This window comes from Pedobacter sp. A2324 (assembly GCF_059693705.1).
Genome location: NZ_JCASSK010000006.1, coordinates 274,497 through 294,089, shown reverse-complemented (window position 1 = coordinate 294,089; position 19,593 = coordinate 274,497). Strand labels below are relative to the sequence as shown.

Below are 19,593 nucleotides of genomic sequence, written 5' to 3'. Positions count from 1 at the left end.
CCTCGTTTTATAATAAAATTTTATGCCCAATACATCTAACTTCAAAAATGTCTTAGAAAAATATCGTCAAATATCCTTCTCACAAAAGGATAAGGGCGGACGTTTTGAGCGCTTAATGAAGGCTTATTTATTAACAGATCCTAGATACGCTAGTCTTTTGAAGAAGGTATGGTTGTGGAATGAGTTTCCTTCGAAAATGGATTTAGGAGGAAATGATACGGGAATTGACTTAGTCGCATTAACAATTAATGGTGAACACTGGGCTATCCAGTGTAAATGTTTTCACGAGGATACTACTATTGATAAAAAAGCTGTAGATACATTTATGTCTACTTCTGGAAGGTCTTTTAAAGATGTTAATACTTTAAAAACGACAAATTTTACCCAGCGTCTTTGGATTTCTACCACTAACAAGTGGACAGATAACGCGACACAATCTTTAAAAAATCAGAATCCACCTGTTTCCAGAATAAATATCCACGATTTAGTAAATGCACCTGTCGATTGGGAAAAGTTAGATGATAATATAACAGGTGAATTAGCACGAACTAAGAAGTATCCACTGAAAGATCATCAAAAAGCGGCTCTTGAAAATACCCACGAATATTTTAAAGCAAACGATAGAGGGAAATTAATTATGGCCTGTGGTACAGGTAAAACATTTACCTCGTTACGTATTGCCGAAAATGAAACAGGGGGTAAGGGCTTGATATTGTTTCTGGTGCCTTCTATTGCTTTGTTAGGCCAAACACTAAATGAATGGAGTGCACAAGCGCATGAAAAAATAAATTCCATTTGTATCTGTTCCGACCCTGAAATCACTAAGAAAACTAAAAAAGCTGAAGATATTGATACAACTTCAATTATCGATTTGGCTTTGCCGGCATCCACTAATGTACCAAGCATTATTCATCAGTTTGAACGATTAAATTCTCAGGCAAATGAAGGTATGACTGTTGTTTTCTCTACTTACCAATCTATAGAAGTTATTTCTAAAGCACAACAACAAGTTGGAAAACGTTTTCCGGAATTTGCAGCATTTGACTTAATTATTTGCGATGAAGCCCACCGTACTACAGGAACAAAATTAGCAGGTGAGGATGAAAGTTCTTTTACGCGTGTACATGATAATGATTTTATAAAGGCAAAAAAACGCCTTTATATGACGGCTACACCACGTTTGTATGACAATGAAACCAAAGGTAAAGCAGCGAAGGCTGAAGCCTTACTTTGGTCTATGGATGATACGGAGGTTTATGGAGAAGAAATGTATCGTATTGGATTTGGAGAAGCAGTTGGAAAGAAACTATTGACTGATTATAAAGTACTTATTTTAACTTTAAGTGAGAATGATGTGCCGCCAACCATTCAACAAATGATCGCTAATGGACAAAGTGAGATTGGAATGGCTGATATGCCCAAGCTAATTGGTTGTATCAATGCATTATCGAAACAGGTTCTGGGTGATGAAGGATTAATTAAAGCTACAGACCCACACCCAATGAAGCGCGCAGTTGCTTTTTGTTCTAACATACAAAATTCCAAAGATAATACTTCGGCCTTAAATGATATATCAGAAACCTATATAGACCAGTTACCACTAGATAAAAAAGAAGAAACTGTTTCGGTTGCTTCTAAACATATTGATGGTACGATGAGTGCAACCGAACGAGAGTCTTTACTTACCTGGTTAAAAGAAGATATTGAGGATGGTGAAAGTAGGATATTAACCAATGTACGTTGTTTAAGTGAAGGGGTTGATGTTCCTTTTCTAGATGCGGTAATGTTCTTGTCTGCCCGTAATAGCCAGATTGACGTGGTACAATCTGTTGGGCGTGTAATGCGTTTGGCAGAGGGTAAAAAATATGGTTATATTATTATACCTGTTGTAGTACCGACTTCTATCAGTGCCGAAGATGCATTGGATGATAACGAACGCTTCAAAGTAGTGTGGACAGTATTAAATGCCTTACGTGCACACGATGATCGTTTTAATGCTACGGTCAATAAAATAGACCTTAATAAAAACAAACCTTCAAATATTTTAGTAGGAGGTAGTCCTTTTGAATTTGGTGATGATGGTACGCCTATAGAAAAAGGGAGTTACGATGGCGGTACGGTCGATGACATTGCTAAACAGTTACGGATACAATTCGAAGAATTACAAGCGGCTGTATTTGCCCGAATGGTACTTAAAGTTGGTAACCGCAGGTATTGGGAAGATTGGGCGAAATCAGTAGGTGAAATTGCTTCCCGACAGAAAAAGCGCATTATTGAACTCATTACTAATTCTACCAAACATGAAAAAGAATTTGAAGGATTTTTGAAAGGGCTTCGTAAAAACATTAACCCGTCGGTAGAGAAAGAGCAGGCTATTGATATGTTATCGCAACATATTATTACTAAACCAGTATTTGAAGCATTGTTTGAAGGTTATTCTTTTGTTCAAAGTAATCCGATGAGCCAATCGATGCAAAAGATGCTCGATTTATTAGAGGAAGAGACCATTGAAGAAGATGTTAAGACATTAGAGAGTTTTTACGAATCAGTGAAAATGCGAGCTTCGGGCATTGACAATGCCGAAGGAAAGCAGAAAATTATCTTAGAGTTGTACGATAAATTTTTTAAAACAGCTTTCCCAAAAATGGTGGAACAATTAGGTATTGTTTATACACCTACCGAAGTTGTGGATTTTATTATTCATTCGGTATCTAATGTATTGCAAAAAGAATTTAATCGAAATATTTCTGATGAGAATGTACACATTTTAGATCCATTTACAGGTACAGGTACCTTTATTACCCGATTGCTGCAAAGTGGTGTGATACGTCCTGAAGATTTGGAACGCAAGTACAAAAAGGAAATACACGCCAACGAAATTGTTTTACTAGCTTATTACATTGCGAGTATCAACATAGAAAATGTATTTCACGATTTAACTCCTGACCTCAATGATGGCATTGGCAAAGAGATCTATCATCCTTTTGATGGTATCTGTTTGACAGATACTTTTCAGTTAGGCGAAACCAAAGATGGCGAACAGCTTTTTGATGAGATGTTCCCGCAAAATAGCAAAAGGGTACAAGATCAACAAAAAACACCTGTCCGAGTTATTATAGGAAACCCGCCTTATTCTATTGGACAAAAATCGGCTAATGATAATGCGCAGAACCAAAACTATCCAAAATTAGACAAACGGATTGCTGATACGTATGCTAAATTATCGAATGCAGGACTGAATAAGTCTTTATATGATGCTTATATAAAAGCTTTTCGTTGGAGTACAGACCGATTAGACGCAAACAACGGTGGCATTATTTCTTTTGTGAGTAATGGGTCTTGGTTGGACGGAAATAGTACTGATGGTTTTAGAAAATCATTAGAAAAAGAATTCTCTTCTATTTACGTATTTAATTTAAGAGGAAATCAACGTACAAGTGGAGAATTGAGCAGAAAGGAAGGTGGAAAAATTTTTGGAAGTGGCTCAAGAACACCTATTTCCATTACCTTATTGGTGAAAAATCCTGATTCTAAAAAAGAAAAGGCGGACATACATTACCACGATATAGGTGATTATCTAGACACCAAACAAAAGTTAAAAATAATTAAAGATCTTAAAACTTTTGAAAATGCTGATTTACAGTTAAAAACTTTGCAGCCCAATCAACATGGCGATTGGATAAGTATGCGTAATGATGGTTTTGATAATTACATTCCTATAGCACCAGAGAAGAAATTTGATTTGAAAACGCAAAGTTTTTTTAATTTAAATGTGATTGGAATTTCTACAAATCGTGATGCTTGGGTTTATAATTTTTCAAAAGAAAAAGTTGCTGAAAATATGCAAAAAATGATTTCATTTTACAATCAACAAAGTGACGCTTTTACAGAAGCCAAAAAGAAAAATCCAATAGTAGAAGTTGAAGATTTTGTCAATAGTGACGCAACAAAAATTAGTTGGACGAGAGCATTAAGAAACGATGCCAAAAAGAACATTAAGCATTCATATAACGTATCTTATTTCAAAAAAGGGATTTACCGACCTTTCGTAAATCAGAATTTATATTTTGACAAAAACTTCATTGAAAGTCCTGGATTAAATTCAAAATTATTTCCAATTGAAAAATTAGAAAACATAACTATAAATGTTACAGGAATTGGTGCAAGCAAAGATTTTTCAGTTTTTATTACAAATCAATTTACTGGAATTGATACTATTGAAAAAAATCAAGTTTTTCCCCTCTATTATTATGAAGAAAACAAGTCTGCGCAGAAAGGTTTATTTGATACGGGTAGTGAAAGCAAATGTATCCGAAGGGATGCGATAAGTGATTTTATCTACGAACGTGCCAAAAAACAATACGGTAAAAGCGTAACCAGAGAAGATATCTTTTATTACGTATATGGCTTTTTACACAGTAAGGAATACATAAGAATCTTTGTAAATGATTTAAAGAAGATGTTGCCACGTTTACCATTGGTGGAAAGTGTTCCTGATTTTTGGACATTTAGCAGAGCAGGCCGTGCCTTAGCAGATTTACATTTAAATTATGAAAGTGTGGAACCATATAACGGGCTGGTCACATTTGTCAAGCCTTTAAATATTATAAAAACGCTTAAAAAAGGGCATAAAGATGAGCTAGAATATTTGAATTATAGAGTAGATAAAATGCGTTTTCTTAAAAAGGGGGAAAAAAATACCATTATTTACAACAGCCAAATTATCATAGAAAATATTCCAGAAAAAGCTTATGAATATATTGTAAACGGTAAAAGTGCCATCGAGTGGATTATGGAGCGTTATCAAATTAATACCTATAAAGATAGTGGTATAACTAATGATCCCAACGAATGGGCTAAAGAACATAAGCAACCTCGTTATATCTTGAATTTGCTATTGAGCGTTATTAACGTAAGTGTACAAACGGTAAATATTGTTAATGACTTGCCTAAGATAGAGTTTAAGCGATGAAAATTAGTAAGAAAAACCTCAAGCAATCAATGAATGCGATATTTGGTTTATCTGTTTGGATTACTTTAGGATTTGTTGTAGCAATATTTATAAATTTTTGTAAACCGATTAACGCAACAACTTGGGCCTACGTTGGACAGCTAGGAGATTTTTTTGGCGGGATAGTAGGCACTTTGGTTGCAATCATTGGATTTATATTAATTTATTTAAGTTTTAAATCTCAAACAAAATCGCAAGAAGAACAAGAAAAGCAATTCATCAAATCTCAAATTGAAAGTAGGTTTTTTGAATTGGTGAAATTGCATAAAGAAAATTTAAATGATATTGCTTATTCTCCCGATGTTGACACAAATCTAGTTGGACGAAAAGCTGTAGACTTTATTTATGGCCAGATTAAGGAATGCTATGAAGAAATTCAACCGTTTTTTGATCTTAAAACGCCTGAAGATATATATAACCTAGAACATCTAGATAAAATCAGATGTTATAGTCTTCTCAGGCCAAATCTTTGCTTGCTCAATCTAGCGAGATTGGACATTGTCTATTCAATTGTGTTCTATGGTATGTCTCACGTTGACCATCAAACATTAAATAGGTTGATGATTAAGTATAATGAAAAATTTTTAAAATTAATTTTTCGTTTTATACGATTAAAACCAAGCTCTAAAGATTTATTAACTAAATGGGATATTATAAACAGCACTGAATTATCTGAAGAGGATTTTGAAGCAGCATTTGAACTACTAGATAAATATAATAGTGAAGAATATACACCCAGCCTTGAGGAGATTAAAGCTCCAAAAGAACCATACGTTAGGTCCTTACTTGAGCTTAACAATATTGAAAAGCTGAAAAAGTATTATGGCGGGCATCAATACAAATTGGGGCATTATTTCAGGCACATATTCCAAACTGTAAAATATATTGATGAGAAGGATGTTCTTAGCTATGAAGAAAAGTATGATTATATCAAAACACTTAGAGCGCAGCTTTCTACGATAGAGCAGTATCTGTTCTTCCTCAATTCAGTATCGTTTATGGGGAGGGCCTGGGAATTTGATAGGATAATTGATGGTGCAGATAACGACAAGAATAGTGTAGATAAATGGCTTGTATCTAAATACAATATGATAAAAAACATCCCTGATTTGTATCCATTTGAAGATGTTTTATTAATAAACAATTATTATCCCGAGATAGATTTTGAGTTTGAAAAACCTTCAAAAGCAAGAGAAAAGGTATCAAAACAATATTGGGAAAAATAGATAACGCTGTGGAACTATAAAACGCTCAGAAAATTATTATAGGTTAATGTCTCAAAATGAATAGATTAATAATAGTTGGAAACGGTTTCGACTTGGCACATGGCTTAAATACCAGTTATAAGGATTTCATCATTTGGTACTTAGCGGAATGCCTCGGTCAAGCAGGTTACCTTCCTAAAACGTATGAAGATGAGCTATTAAAAATTGAATTTTCTCATTATAATGATTTTATTAGCGCAATACATACGCACAAGCCAGGTAATTTATATCTTAAGGTTACTGAAGAAGATTTGTCGCACTTTATTGTTAATTGTTTTGAGCATGGCACAATAAAAGATGTCATGAACATCGGCGAGCGGTATGGCTATGAGCTTATCACCTCAAATAGTTTTAATATTCACGATTCAGATGACTACCGTCCGGAACCATTTAAATTTCGAGTTTTGTCTGATTTACTCAGACGCTTAATTATCAATTGCCACGATTGCAACTGGGTGGATATTGAAAATGAATATTTTGATCAACTTAAAGCTTGTAAAAGCAGTGATGGCGCGTTTGATAATGAGCAAATAAAGAGGTTGAACAGAGAATTTGGTTACTTAAAGCAAAAATTAGCTGAATATCTGACGTTACAAGAAGAGCTGGCAGATATAAAATTAATTCCTGAATTGTTAAAGGCAATAGCCAGTAAGTTTGAAATTTCTGATTTTGAACCATTGATGGGATATGATAATGCAAGGGCAAGCTTAGGTTATGATAAAACAATTGTCCCGGAGATTAAACATCATTTATATTTCCTGAACTTTAACTACACCAATGTTTTAAAGAGTTATGGTGATAAATTGAAAGAGCAGTTGAGACATTTTTCTAGCTGCCAGATAAATTACATTCATGGGGAGTTAAATCAGGCGAATAACCCAATCATTTTTGGTTTTGGTGATGAGTATGATAAAAAATATCTGGAATTTGAGGAGCAAAGAAACAACGAACTGTTTGATCATATTAAATCATATCAGTATTTACGTACACCTAACTACCGTAATCTACTGAATTTCATAAATAGCAGCGAATACCAAATTTTTGTAATGGGTCATTCCTGTGGTTTATCAGATCGAACCATGTTTAAAGAAATATTTGAACATGAAAATTGTAAATCAGTCAGGCTGTTTCATTACAATGGCGATTTCCATGATAAAGCTGTTAACGTAAGTAAACATTTTAGCAATAAGGGGCATATGAGGAAGCTAATTGTTGATTATAAAAAGGAAGATGCTTTTCCGCAAGCTAAGGATTAGCTGTAGTACAAAGTATTTGGTTTAAAAGAAAGTGGTGAAGTTGGATATGTGAAACCTTAACCAAAAAGCTGTTTGAGGGCACGAACCAGTAGAAAAATATTTAACGTTTCAGAAGGGATCTTTCATTAGACCAACTAAATCGGGTCATTTGGCATAAAATCTTTTGGGCTACAACCTAAATCCATCGCAATGATATTTAGTTGATCTAAAGAATACATGCTTTTTGATTTCGGGCTCTCTATTTGCCCTATGTAACCGTCGGTAACATCCAAAATCATAGCAATATAAGATTGAGGCTTTTTAAGCTCATTCCTTTTGCGCTTAACGTTTTCCACGACTGCTAATTCAAATTTTGATTTTACTCCCATTACTTATCGCAAGGGATTACTTTTTTCTCTATTTTATTCTTAGTTATAGCTAAGTATTTGTATATTCGAGTATTGTAATTAGGTATTAATAAGAGTCTTGCAACCACAAAATCTGACGCCGTTGAAGCAAGACAGCAGATTAATGCCCACAGTTTGTTTGGATGTGCTATATTAGTGCATTGAAGTAGCTGTGGGTGCTGCTGTGAAACCATTTCAACGTAAGGCGTCAGAACCTTTAGTGGTGATGGTATGCAGCCCCACAGGTACTACTATCCAAGCAAGACTCGTATATCCCATACGAGCATGAACCAAAAGGCAGCACAGGTAAAGTATTTTCAATTGCCCCATCCCTGGGCGATACCTGCTTTTGTGTTCGATTTTTTTTTAAATCATTTCCATTATGTTATTCATCCCGTTGAGTGTCCGTTTGATTATTTGTATGCGTTGAAGCCGAAGAATCCGGTTTAAATATTATGGGGCTTCGTACTGCTCCGGTTTTTTCATTCCCGTTAAGTTTAATAATGGTGGGAGTGGGCGAAGCCTTATTTTATACGAGTGGATAATGGTATGATAACTAATTAAAAAAAAATAAACTAAACTTTTATGATTAAAAAAATAACGATAACCATCGTAGTGGCTTTGCTTTGTCTAAACTTTAGCCTTTGTGCACAAGAGGTAGTGCCGTTGAAAATTGGAGACAAGGTACCGGAGCGGTTTTGGACGGAGAAGATGCTGGTGCGGAACGGGAGTGTAACCAGCGAGCAAACTTTGGCGGCTTATAGGGGAAAAGCGATTATACTGGATTTTTGGGGAGTGAGTTGCGTACCGTGTATAAAGGCTTTTCCGAAATTGGGTGTGTGGCAGAAAAGGTTTGAAGGCGAGCTGCAGATTCTAGGAGTATCGCAAGAAAGCAAAGCCAGGATTGATCAGTTTTTTACCCGTCAAGAGCCATTAGCTTTTCCGACGGTGGTTGCGGGAAGTTATTTGAATTTATTATTCAAACATGAACTTATTCCCCATGAGGTATGGATTAACCAACGCGGTGTGGTTGTTGGGTTTAGCAGTGCTGAGAAGATGAGTGATGATAGCATTGCTAAATTCATCACTACGGGCAAGCTTGATGCTGAAATGAAGATTGATCAGGATTTGAGTAAGCCGTTGTTTGCCTCTGAAGCTTTGCCCACTAACCGACTGCTAAACTATTCGCTTTTATTGAAGGGGCATCTGGAAGGTACGGGTGCATCTAACATGGAAATTGACATACCCGGAAGCTATGGAATAACCTGGTCGAACCAACCCTTAAAGTCCATAATGGAAAGAATCGCCCGGAGGTGTATTAAAGATTATAGTGGTAAACGCATTTTGATTAGTGGTGCTGATTCATTGGATTTGTTTTATGGTAAGCTAACAGGAGAATCGAGGACAGCCTGGTTTTACAGTCATGAATATACCATGAGCATCACCATGAGTAAGCGGGACACAGCGCTTTTATCTAAGAAGATGCTGCAGTTGGTGAATGATCAATGTGGGTACCTGGTTAAAATTGAAAAGCGTTTGATGCCTTGTTTGGTTTTGGGAAAGCTAAAAGGTGAAAGCGGAAAGACTAAAGCGGAAAGCGGAAAGGTGAAAGCTGAGAGTCGCATGGTGAATACCCTGGCAGAGGTTGGTGAAAAGAAGCTAAGGAATGCAAAATTACTTTATTTAACAGCCTACCTGAATGATGAAAATAATGGCTTACCGGTGATTGTTGATGAAACGGGATGGAAGGAAGGTATCAACTTCGACCTGACCAGTGTAAAACTGGAGGATTTGCAAAGGCAGTTGGGGGATATAGGGTTTTCGCTGGTACCTGCAAAGCGGGAATTGGAAGTGATGACGGTTGTGAAACAGGAGGGTGAATAATATGCGGCAATTATTATTTATGATTGTGCTTTGCCTATTCGGGTTGAAAGGCATGGCGCAGGGCTTGTTGAGTGGTAAAGTGGTTGCCACTGATGGAAAGCCATTGGCTGGTGTTTTGGTGCGGATTAAGCCTAGTCAACAGGCTTTGCAAACTGATGAGCAGGGCGCATTTAGCTTACAGGTTAAGGTGAAAACGGTTGACTTGTGGGTGAGTATGCTTGGTTACAAAACACAAGAGTTAAGGGTAGTATTACCAATGAAGCAAGCTTTGCTCATCACTTTACAGGAAGCAAGTTTGCAGCTGCATGATGTGCAGGTATCGACAGGTTATCAGCAATTGCCAAAGGAGCGGGCTACGGGGTCGTTTAGCCGGATTGATGCGAAGCTGTTTAATGAGCAGCAAAGTACCGATATTTTAAGCAGGCTGGAAGCTGTGGGCAATTCGATTTCGGTTGACCGGCGCACCAGTGGCCGAACTGGTGGTATTGCCATTAGAGGCATTAGTACTATACAAGGTATTGGCGGTCCGCTGATTGTAGTGGATAACTTTCCGTATGAGGGAGACCTGGATAACCTGAACCCAAATGAGGTGGAAAGTATTTCGTTTTTAAAGGATGCGGCGGCCAGTTCAATATGGGGTGCAAAGGCAGGGAATGGTGTGATTGTGATTACGACCAAAAAGGGAAAGCTTAACAGCCCATTGCAAGTGAGCCTGAATGTAGCCTATACGCTGGGAGAGAAGCCCGATCTGTTTTATCAGGATTTGATGAGCTCGGGAGACTATATCGATTTTGAACGTAGTGTATTTGCAAAGGGTTATTATGATACGCAGATTAATTCAACCTCGCATCCGGCGCTTTCGCCGGTGGTGGAGCTGTTGCTAAAGCAAAGGAACGGGCAGGCCAGTGCTGCGAGCGTAGATGCGCAACTCAATAGCTGGAAAGGAATTGATGTGCGAAACGAGTTAATATCGCGCGTTTATGAGCCTTTACTGAATCAGCAATATGCTTTGAGCCTGCAAGGCGGTAGCAGTGCTTATAGCTGGTTGTTTTCGGGAGGCTATGACCGGAACAAAGATAACCTGGCTGCCCGCTTTGACCGTTATAACCTACGGTATCAAAATAGCTGGACACCTATTAAAGGCTTGCAGCTGAGTTCGGATGTTTATTATACTTATTCGAATAGCGAGTCGGGCAAAACTGCTTATAACAGTTATAGCGTGTTAAACAGTACGGGACTTTATCCTTATGCCCAGCTGGCCGATTCAGATGGAAATGCTTTAGCTATTGCGAAAACGTATAGTTTAAGTTATCTGGCAACGGCAGGCAGTGGCAAGCTTCTGGACTGGAAGTATTATCCTTTAACGGATTATCTGCATGATAGTAATACCGACTTAACACAGGATGTTACGGCAAATATTGGTCTGCGGTATGAATTGTTTAAGGGATTTACTGCGGATTTTAAATATCGATTTGAAAGACAGTGGATTAACGGTGTTGCCCTTCAGGATGCTGACAGCTATGCAGCGAGAAATATGGTAAACTGGTTTACACAGTTGCCGACGGGAAGTGATGCTGTGTATAAAGTGCCTAAAGGCGGGATACGAACAGAGAATAACGCACAGTTAAACAGTGAGGATATGCGCGGTCAGCTGAATTATAACCAAAGCTGGAAAGATCACAGTTTGGCAGTTATTGCCGGAGCAGAGCGGCGCAATATTTCAGGAAGCAGCCAAACTTACCGGAAGTATGGTTTTGTGGATGATACCTGGCGGGTTGGCATTGTAGATTATGGCACCGCTTACCCGACTATTGTTACCGGTAGTAGTCAGTTTATCCCAAACGTGGACGGCATATCGGGAACGACAAACCGTTTTGTTTCGCTTTACAGTAATGCTGCCTATACTTTTAAGGCGCGTTATCTGGTTTCAATGAGTGTACGGAGTGATGCTTCGAACCTATATGGTGTGAATACCAACGAGAAATGGAACCCCTTGTGGAGCAGCGGGCTGGGCTGGATTGCCTCATCGGAACCTTTTTACCATGTGGATGTTTTGCCTTACCTGAAGGTGCGGATGACTTACGGGGTAAGCGGGAATACCGATCAGGGTAAATCGGCTTATACCCAGATTTCGTATTCGGATATTAATACCTATACTAATACGCAGACTGCTGTGATCTCACGGTTTGCTAACCCGGAATTAAAATGGGAGAAAGTAAAAATGTTTAATGTCGGGCTCGATTTCAGGGTGAAGGGGGAGCGCCTGACCGGAAGTGTTGATTATTTTGAGAAACGTGCGGTTGATTTGTTTGGCACTTCTCTATTGGATTATACAGGTGGCGCTGGAAGCAGCATTGTGAAAAATTTGGCCAGTATGAAAGGTAAAGGGGTAGATGTGGAACTGAACAGCTTAAACCTGAATGGTGCCTTTAGATGGACTACGCAATTGAATATGAGCTTTTATCGAGATGAGGTAACGGACTATTATTTAACGACGTATACCGGAAGTACGTTTGTAGGCACGAGTACGACTGTTGGTATTACTGGTTTAGTTGGTAAGCCGGTATATAGTATTTACTCTTACCGATGGGCTGGACTTGACCCGGCTACAGGTGATCCGCGCGGCTATGTAAAAGGTGTGGTGAGTAAAGAATATGCTTTGCTGACGGGTAGCGGCACTGCACTGGAAGATTTGGTTTACCACGGGCCTGCTTTACCTACATTTTATGGATCAATGGGGAATACATTTAGTTACAAAGGGTTAAGCTTGACCTTGCGTTTGCTCTACAAGTTCGGTTATTACTTCAGGAAAAATACCGTAAGTGACCTGGCTTTGTATAGTGGCAAAGTGGTGGGTGCTGATTATTCCAATCGCTGGCAAAAGGTGGGTGATGAAATCAATACCGACGTTCCTTCTACTGCTTATCCTTATAGTTCGACAAGGGATGGCTTTTATGCGGGATCGGAAATTAATGTAGAGAAAGGCGATCATATCCGGCTGCAGTATATCGCTTTGGGATACGATTTGGAAAAGAAAAAAATGAAGTGGCTTCCGGTTAAGGATGTGCACTGCTTTTTAAATGTAGGCAACGTTGGCATCTTATGGAAGGCCACTAAAGAAAGGGTTGACCCCGACCAGGCCATGACAGCTATTAAGCAAGGTAGAACATTGTCGCTGGGATTAAGGACAACTTTTTAAAGGATCATCAACATGAAAAAGATATATATTGGATATAGCCTGATTGGTTTGCTTGTTTTGGTATTGAGCAATGGCTGTGAGAAATTTTTGGATGAGAAAACTGTTAAATCGTACACGGTACCTAATACTCTGACGGATTTGCAGGCGCTTTTGGATAATCAATCTTACATGGTGGAACGGGATGCCTCTGCCGGAGAAGTGAGCAGCGGAGATTATTATTTGAATGATGCGGTATGGACAGCACTGAGTGCCGAGAATTATCGGCGTATGTATTTGTGGGAGAAGAGTTATATTTTTCCATCATCATTTAATGACTGGAGTGACTTATACCGTGCTATAAACATCACCAATGAAGTGCTGACTGATTTACCTAAAATCGAAAAGGAAGGTCAGGAAAACACCTGGAACAACATTGCGGGGCAGGCATACTTTAACCGTGGCCGTTTATTTTATCAAGTAGTTAGTTTATGGGCTAAGGCTTACGATGAACAAACCGCAACAGCTGATTTAGGCATACCCTTACGTTTGAACAATAATTTTAATGAGTCATCAACACGGGCGAGTTTAGCAGAGAGTTATAGCCAGTTAATCAATGATTTGAAACTGGCGGCGACCAATTTACCTTCTGCTACTTCAACAGCTTTCCGACCATCCAAAGCGAGTGCTTATGGAATGCTGGCCAGGGTTTATCTGAGTATGAGAGATTATAGTCAGGCTGAATTATATGCTGATTCCTGTTTGCAGCTACGCTCTACATTATTGAATTATAACAGCATAACCAGCAGTGCGACTTATCCATTTTCGCGACTGAATACTGAAGTTGTTTCAGAGAGTTATGCTCCGGTAGCTACGCCAGTTAGTCCTACAAGAGCCAAAATTTTGGAAGATATTTATGCCCTGTATAATGCCAATGATTTAAGGAAAGTAGCCTTTTTTAAAACCAACACGGATAAAAGTTACGCTTTTAAAGGTGGGTACGAAGGAACATCGGGATTGTTTACGGGTATTGCCGTAGATGAAATGTACCTGATACGGGCTGAGTGCTACGCCAGGCATGGTAAAATAACGGAGTGTTTGAAAGATATGAATACCCTGCTTATTACGCGATTTAAAACGGGGACCTATGTTGCTTTGAGCGCAACAACTGCAGAGACCGCCCTCGAATTAGTGCTTACAGAGCGTAGAAAGGAATTATTGATGAGGTGTTTACGCTGGACGGATTTGAAACGGCTGAACAAAGAAGGGCGGGCAATTACACTGACTCGGGTTTTAAAAGGTACAACTTATACTATGCTTCCCAATGATTTACGGTATGCTTTGGCTATACCTGAAGATATAATACAACTTTCGGGGATGGTGCAAAATCCATAAAATGAAATAGGCTGCACCAATTTTTGGGCAGCCTATTTCGGTTTCAGCCTTACCTTATTCACTACGAACTTGCTTTGCGTCATTTAATACAGCCATTACGTTTGCGTGTGCATCCAAATAATTTTGTAATGGAGTATTTGTTGTAGGAATTAAATAATCATTAGCTTCGAAGCTAATGCGACAAGGTACCTCTTTTTCGTTATCACAGCTTTCTGGTGCTACGGTGCCGTAAGAGGCCTCCAACTTGGCGTTCGATAATGATTCGCCTGGATTGAAGTACCAGTTTTGAATGGACAGTTTGTTGTTTTCTGCCCTGGTTAACACTTTCGTGTTAACGGTAAACGCACTTGCTGCAAATGCGATTACGATGGCTGTTAAGCCGAAGATGTAATTTCTCATCTTTCTTACAATTTAAATTAAAGTTTGCTATTGAAGGGTAGATTAACTTACCTGCTTCATAGCCTCATTTCTCTACTCAACCAAAACCTGGTTTTGTTGAGCCTGTTAGTGTTTTATTTCTGTTGTACCTCCTTTCTTTTTTCTTTTAAATAAATGTATATGCCCACTATCGGAAGTATCAAGAAAATCAGATTAAATACCAGATGCATACCTAGCGGCATGTTTTCTATAATACCACCACAACTGCAAGGCATGTGACCCAGGATGCCAGCTATTCCGAAACCCACATATAGTGTGAAAGCTAACATGGTGAGTGCGGCTAGCCATAAGCCGTATTTTGTAAATGGCTTGAACAGTAGCAATACAATTACGATTTCGATCGGAGGTAAAGCGTAAACGAGTATGCGTGCAAGCTGATCAGGAATTGGCTGGATCAACATGGCTGCACGAAAGCGGCTAAAGTCCATCCATTTCGATATGGCGGCATAGGCAAACATGGCTTGTAGCATGGTGGTTATGGTCAATATGTAAGGTAATTTTTTCATTGGTTTTGTTAGTACTAAGGTAGGATGGGTAGGGGCGTTTGGGTGAATCCAAAAGGCAGTTGTTTTAAGGGAATGTGGTGGTTGGGACTGCCTTTTTATTGGTTTAAAACAAGGTAGGGATACCTTCGGCATTATTTTTTTACCATATAAGGAATGTGAGGGCATTTAAGATTAAAAGCTAAAAAGGGGGGATGCCTTCGGTATTTTTACCGGATGGCGCGGATGTGGTTGAGGGTGTTGAGTGACATGCCCAGGAAGGAGGCGATGTATTTGAGATGGATAATGTTTAGCAGATATGGGTGTGTGGCAAGGAGATGGTTATATCGTTCTTCGGCACTTAACTGACTTAGGTTTTGGATGTGATTGGAAAGGTTAACGATTACTTGCTGCAATATACTGGAGGCGAGGGGTGTGTATTCGGTAAACAACCGGTGTAATTCGTTTAGGTGTACCAAAGGCAAGCTCAATAAGGTGGATGATTCGTTTAATACAACTTTAGTAGTTGTGGGGTGATCACGATCCATTATATCGAATGGGATAATAATTTCATTTGGATGCCAGAACCAAAATGTTTTTTCTACAATTTCTTCGCCATCACTTATGGTACATACGCGTGCGGATCCGGATAATATGTAGAAGAGACCGGTGTGATATTGGCCTATTTTGATGAGTTCGTGATTTTTTGGATAGTGGTGTATTCGTATAGAGGCGCGCAGGAACTCAACCATTTCATTAGGAATGGTTTTGAATTGATAAAGGTAACGAAAGAATGGCTGGAGTTTATCCATATTTTACAATTATTTTGTACCTCGTGATGATGTATTCGCTCATCTGGGATGTGATTTTCAGCCGAATGGACACCCGAACTTCGAACAACAACAGGGGGATTATTTTTGGTAGCCTATTTCGATAATTAATTCTCCTTCGGCTTCATAAGTATCATCGTCACTAACCAGTTCGCGCACTTTGCTTACCGGGATGACAAACTTGCTGTCGTAAGATTTTACCTCAACCACTTCTGGCTTGATGAGTGAAATCTTTAAACGGCCCCGGATTGCAATTGCGGTTTGGGAAGAAAGCTCAGCAAGGAGCTGTGGCTTTAGGGATTTTAGATGCGCCAGTTGTTGCTGGTTCAGGATAAAATTGGAATTCATCCAGTCTGGGAAATTGCCGTGGATTGAAATGTATTCTTCTTCGAGTTCCTGATCGGACTTTTTATAAACTTGGGACTGAAATGCCCCAAAACCATGGTTGTTTAGTGGAAATTTTTCCATAGTAAATGTGATTAAAATTTTAGTAATATCTTATAGTTACAAACATAAAAAATGAAAAAGACCCTTTCCAAATGTTTAAAAGGATATAGGGATAAGTGATATATAAAATTCGGATAACTGATTAGCTGTTTTGAGAATTGGTTTTCCATTTGGCTGGTTTATTGTTTTTGCTCCTAATATGGTTAGTTTTTGGAATGCGTTATATGAAAGGATTTCCGGCTGGATTTTCATCAGTACAGGATCTTACTACCCTTCGCGTGTGGTACGCCTGTTTTTAAGTTTTCTCACCGGATCTTGTATTACTGTTCTTGGGGAAAGTATACATGAAATCAGCCTTCATCCACGGAGGTTTCTTATTGCTGAAGCTGGGAGTTTTTGTATTGCCGCATGTTTGAGTGAGTTGATTCATTACACAACTTATTCTGTGAACGAAAAATTATCATGGAGACAGAATTTTAAGGCGAGATTGCTGTGGCAAGGTGTTATATATCCGTTGGTACATACTGTTGCTGCGATACTCCTTGCTGAAATATACTTTTTGCTACTGGAAACCTCTACACGGGCACAGGGGTATTTCGTTTATGATTTCCCCATGGTCATCTGTTTCCTGCTGATCGTTAACCTGTATTATGTAATTGCAGATTTTGCAGCGATTAAGATGCCAAGGAGAAAAAAGCTACCCAACCATAAGCCGCCACCGCTGCCATTGACCGGCCCCACGGTACCAGCGATGTTCTTCAGCGAGGGGAAAGCTAATTATGTGATTTTGTTTAATGGTAAATATGACGGCTGGAGCAAAAGTTTAAGGGAAACCATTGAGGAGTTGCCACCGGAGTTTTATTTTCAAATTAATAAGGGGCATATTGTTCACCGGGAATTAATTAGTCATTATGAAGAGCACACCTCACTTAGGTTGATCGTATATTTTCATGAGCCGATGGCCAAAAATCCGGGGATTGTTGTACAACGCAATGTAAAGGATTTTAAGAATTGGTATGAGGGTGAGGAGTAGGGGGTGAACCACTTGACACTTTTAAGTTCCATTATAAATGGTATCATTAATCAATCAGCGGCCTGTTATCCTCTTTCATATAAAAATCGATCATTAACGAATCGCCTCTGTTCAGCATAATTTTCTTAGTGTTTACATCGTAGTAACCAACCCATATTGCCTTGAGCTTTTGGCTTCCTACTGTTGATTTTAAAGTATAGTTTCCGTCATTATCTGTATTTACTTTCATTGAATCTATTAATGACATGATCCGTACGGCTGGCATTTTCTTCTTTGTTTTTTTATCGTATACTGCACCTGTTATGATTATTGCAGGGTGATCGGTTTTGTATCGTTGGATGGTATAGTTTTTATTTACAGTACAAGATGAGATAAGTAGGGTAGCAGAAAGTAAGAGGGTTGCAAGGTATTTCATGATACTACAAATTGCCCTCTAAATATTCTTCCAACTGATTTAATCCAATAGTAAAGCCTTCTTTGAAACCCATCTCTAAGATTTGCTTTACTTCGGCTTCGTTTTCGTGGACGATGTTGATGTCGATAAGCGTACGGTTGTTTTCTGGTGTGAAGGATACTGTCCACCGGGAGCCGGGGAACTGATTGCTAGGCGTGCCGTGTTCATCGCAGAAGGTATCGCTTGCTGTGAATGCTTTTTCGGGATCGATTTGCTGAAAAGTGGATTTGCTAAAATGCTTTTCATTTTCGGGGCTTACCATAGCATAAAACCAGGTTCCGCCTTCGCTAAAGTCGAGCGATTTCGTTTCGGCACGGTAAGGTTTTGGTCCCCACCATTGATCGAGGATTTCGGCGGTGGTCCAGGCTTTCCATAAGGTATCTACAGGTGCTTCGAATACACGCTTAACGTTTACGGTATTTTTATCAATGGTGAATGTGGTGGGTTGGCTCATAGTGGTGGTTCAATGGGTAAAGTAATGTTTATTCTTTTGACAGGTATATGAATTGTTTTCCTACTGCTGCGACCTGATTGTTGCCGTAACGAAGCGAAGCTTTATCTGTAATTTCAGCGGAAATTTGCATCTGATTCGCGGTTTCAGTCTCGATTCGCCAGGTGGTATTGCCAGTGATGCCGGCATTATCGATGATGAGCTGGCGACCTTTGCTGGATTGTTTTACGCGGTATGTTGAGGTAGAAGTCTGGCTGTTGGCAATATTCGAGAACTGGATTTCGGTGTCGGTAAAGTTCCAAAACGATTTAATGGCATCGGCCACCGAATGTCTGACTACTGCACCAGAGCTGTTGTAGAGGATGATGTCGTAGCCACCCGTAGACCATTTACCGCTAAGGGTTGCTGTTGTCGAATCGTCGGATTTCTTTTTGCAGGCAAAGGTTGCCAGGAGCAGGAGGATTAAGAAGGATTTTTTCATCATGATTAGGTTAGATGGTTAAAGTTAAGAAAAAAATTGCTTGCACAAAAGGCATGGTAAGGGACTTAAACAATGAGATGTTTGCGCTATGTTTGTTCACCATTTAAGGTATGGAAGGTCAAATAAGATGTTGAGTGTAATGCGCAAGGGAGAGGATTGAGGCACCCGAAAGGAGCGGCTAACTGGGGGGTGAGATGGATGCTTTTGATGACATCCATCTCCTGGTTTTAGATTATAACTTTAGCAGGCCGTATTTAAAGCCGAATGCTACCATGGAAGCCATGTTGCGGGTTTTAGTTTTGTTGAGCATGTGCTTTTTATAGGTCTGGACATTTCTCGAAGTGATTTCTAGCTTTTCTGCAATCTCTTCGCTTGTAAGTCCTTCTGCTATTAATTCAAGTATGTAATTCTCTTTTTCGTTTAATCCCATTATAGTTGGGATGAAGGGATCATTATTTTCCATTGCCTATTAGAACCTCGTTTTTTTGATATTGTTTTATGATTAATAACTAGAATAAATACTACAAAACATGAAATTAGTGATTTAGACGATTCTTAAACATATCTAAGCCATAAATATTGTGCCATTAGTACGAAAGGGCTAT

Annotated in this window: 16 protein-coding genes; 7 read left to right on the top strand and 9 right to left on the bottom strand. The window is 38.9% G+C overall.

Annotated features, from left to right (window positions below; translation table 11 throughout):
• Positions 1 to 22 precede the first annotated feature (22 nt).
• From AC570I_RS18420 to AC570I_RS18410, 3 genes are read left to right on the top strand one after another with little or no spacing between them, the layout of a single operon-like run.
• Positions 23 to 4,972 carry a DEAD/DEAH box helicase gene (locus AC570I_RS18420; protein ID WP_497406637.1) on the top strand — a complete coding sequence of 1,650 codons (4,950 nt, stop codon included), beginning with the start codon at positions 23 to 25 and terminating at the stop codon, positions 4,970 to 4,972.
• Positions 4,969 to 6,237 (top strand): putative phage abortive infection protein, encoded by a 1,269-nt coding sequence (locus AC570I_RS18415; RefSeq protein WP_497406636.1) that lies wholly within the window; start codon positions 4,969 to 4,971, stop codon positions 6,235 to 6,237. Before AC570I_RS18420 ends, AC570I_RS18415 begins: the two co-directional genes overlap by 4 nt.
• A gap of 56 nt (positions 6,238 to 6,293) precedes the next feature.
• Positions 6,294 to 7,532: an AbiH family protein gene (locus AC570I_RS18410; RefSeq protein ID WP_497406635.1), complete on the top strand. Its 1,239-nt coding sequence runs from the start codon at positions 6,294 to 6,296 to the stop codon at positions 7,530 to 7,532.
• A gap of 134 nt (positions 7,533 to 7,666) precedes the next feature.
• On the opposite strand, the gene AC570I_RS18405 is transcribed toward AC570I_RS18410, so the two are convergent.
• A complete protein-coding gene (locus AC570I_RS18405) occupies positions 7,667 to 7,900 on the bottom strand; it encodes a helix-turn-helix domain-containing protein (RefSeq protein WP_497406634.1) in 234 nt (77 codons plus the stop codon).
• Between the two features lie 603 nt (positions 7,901 to 8,503).
• On the opposite strand from AC570I_RS18405, the gene AC570I_RS18400 reads away from it, so the two are divergent.
• Genes AC570I_RS18400 through AC570I_RS18390 form a run of 3 tightly spaced genes read left to right on the top strand, consistent with a single transcriptional unit; the run spans position 8,504 to position 14,372 of the window.
• A complete protein-coding gene (locus AC570I_RS18400; protein WP_497406633.1) occupies positions 8,504 to 9,802 on the top strand; it encodes a redoxin domain-containing protein in 1,299 nt (432 codons plus the stop codon).
• Between the two features lie 19 nt (positions 9,803 to 9,821).
• Positions 9,822 to 13,001 carry a SusC/RagA family TonB-linked outer membrane protein gene (locus tag AC570I_RS18395; RefSeq protein ID WP_497406632.1) on the top strand — a complete coding sequence of 1,060 codons (3,180 nt, stop codon included), beginning with the start codon at positions 9,822 to 9,824 and terminating at the stop codon, positions 12,999 to 13,001.
• A gap of 12 nt (positions 13,002 to 13,013) precedes the next feature.
• A complete protein-coding gene (locus AC570I_RS18390) occupies positions 13,014 to 14,372 on the top strand; it encodes a RagB/SusD family nutrient uptake outer membrane protein (protein WP_497406631.1) in 1,359 nt (452 codons plus the stop codon).
• Between the two features lie 54 nt (positions 14,373 to 14,426).
• Here AC570I_RS18390 and AC570I_RS18385 read toward each other — a convergent pair whose 3' ends face one another.
• From AC570I_RS18385 to AC570I_RS18370, 4 genes are all read right to left on the bottom strand, one after another.
• Positions 14,427 to 14,771, bottom strand: a complete 345-nt coding sequence (locus tag AC570I_RS18385) for a hypothetical protein (protein WP_497406630.1) — start codon at positions 14,769 to 14,771, stop codon at positions 14,427 to 14,429.
• Between the two features lie 113 nt (positions 14,772 to 14,884).
• Positions 14,885 to 15,316, bottom strand: a complete 432-nt coding sequence (locus AC570I_RS18380; RefSeq protein ID WP_497406629.1) for a MauE/DoxX family redox-associated membrane protein — start codon at positions 15,314 to 15,316, stop codon at positions 14,885 to 14,887.
• A 206-nt stretch (positions 15,317 to 15,522) separates the two neighbouring features.
• The gene (locus tag AC570I_RS18375; RefSeq protein ID WP_497406628.1) at positions 15,523 to 16,104 is read right to left on the bottom strand and encodes a Crp/Fnr family transcriptional regulator; all 582 of its coding nucleotides are present in this window, start codon (positions 16,102 to 16,104) and stop codon (positions 15,523 to 15,525) included.
• A gap of 99 nt (positions 16,105 to 16,203) precedes the next feature.
• Positions 16,204 to 16,590 (bottom strand): hypothetical protein, encoded by a 387-nt coding sequence (locus AC570I_RS18370; RefSeq protein WP_497406627.1) that lies wholly within the window; start codon positions 16,588 to 16,590, stop codon positions 16,204 to 16,206.
• Positions 16,591 to 16,768: 178 nt separating this feature from the next.
• On the opposite strand from AC570I_RS18370, the gene AC570I_RS18365 reads away from it, so the two are divergent.
• Entirely contained in the window at positions 16,769 to 17,602 is an 834-nt protein-coding gene (locus AC570I_RS18365) for a hypothetical protein (protein WP_497406626.1), read from the top strand.
• Positions 17,603 to 17,648: 46 nt separating this feature from the next.
• Here the strand turns inward: AC570I_RS18365 and AC570I_RS18360 are convergent, their stop codons facing one another.
• The 4 genes from AC570I_RS18360 to AC570I_RS18345 form a co-directional block, all read right to left on the bottom strand.
• Entirely contained in the window at positions 17,649 to 18,017 is a 369-nt protein-coding gene (locus AC570I_RS18360) for a carboxypeptidase-like regulatory domain-containing protein (RefSeq protein ID WP_497406625.1), read from the bottom strand.
• Positions 18,018 to 18,021: 4 nt separating this feature from the next.
• On the bottom strand, positions 18,022 to 18,510 hold the full coding sequence (locus AC570I_RS18355) for an SRPBCC family protein (protein ID WP_497406624.1): 489 nt from the start codon (positions 18,508 to 18,510) through the stop codon (positions 18,022 to 18,024).
• Between the two features lie 28 nt (positions 18,511 to 18,538).
• A complete protein-coding gene (locus AC570I_RS18350) occupies positions 18,539 to 18,991 on the bottom strand; it encodes a hypothetical protein (protein WP_497406623.1) in 453 nt (150 codons plus the stop codon).
• A gap of 229 nt (positions 18,992 to 19,220) precedes the next feature.
• Complete coding sequence (locus tag AC570I_RS18345; protein ID WP_047798065.1) at positions 19,221 to 19,418, bottom strand: helix-turn-helix transcriptional regulator; 198 nt, start codon at positions 19,416 to 19,418, stop codon at positions 19,221 to 19,223.
• Positions 19,419 to 19,593 lie beyond the last annotated feature (175 nt).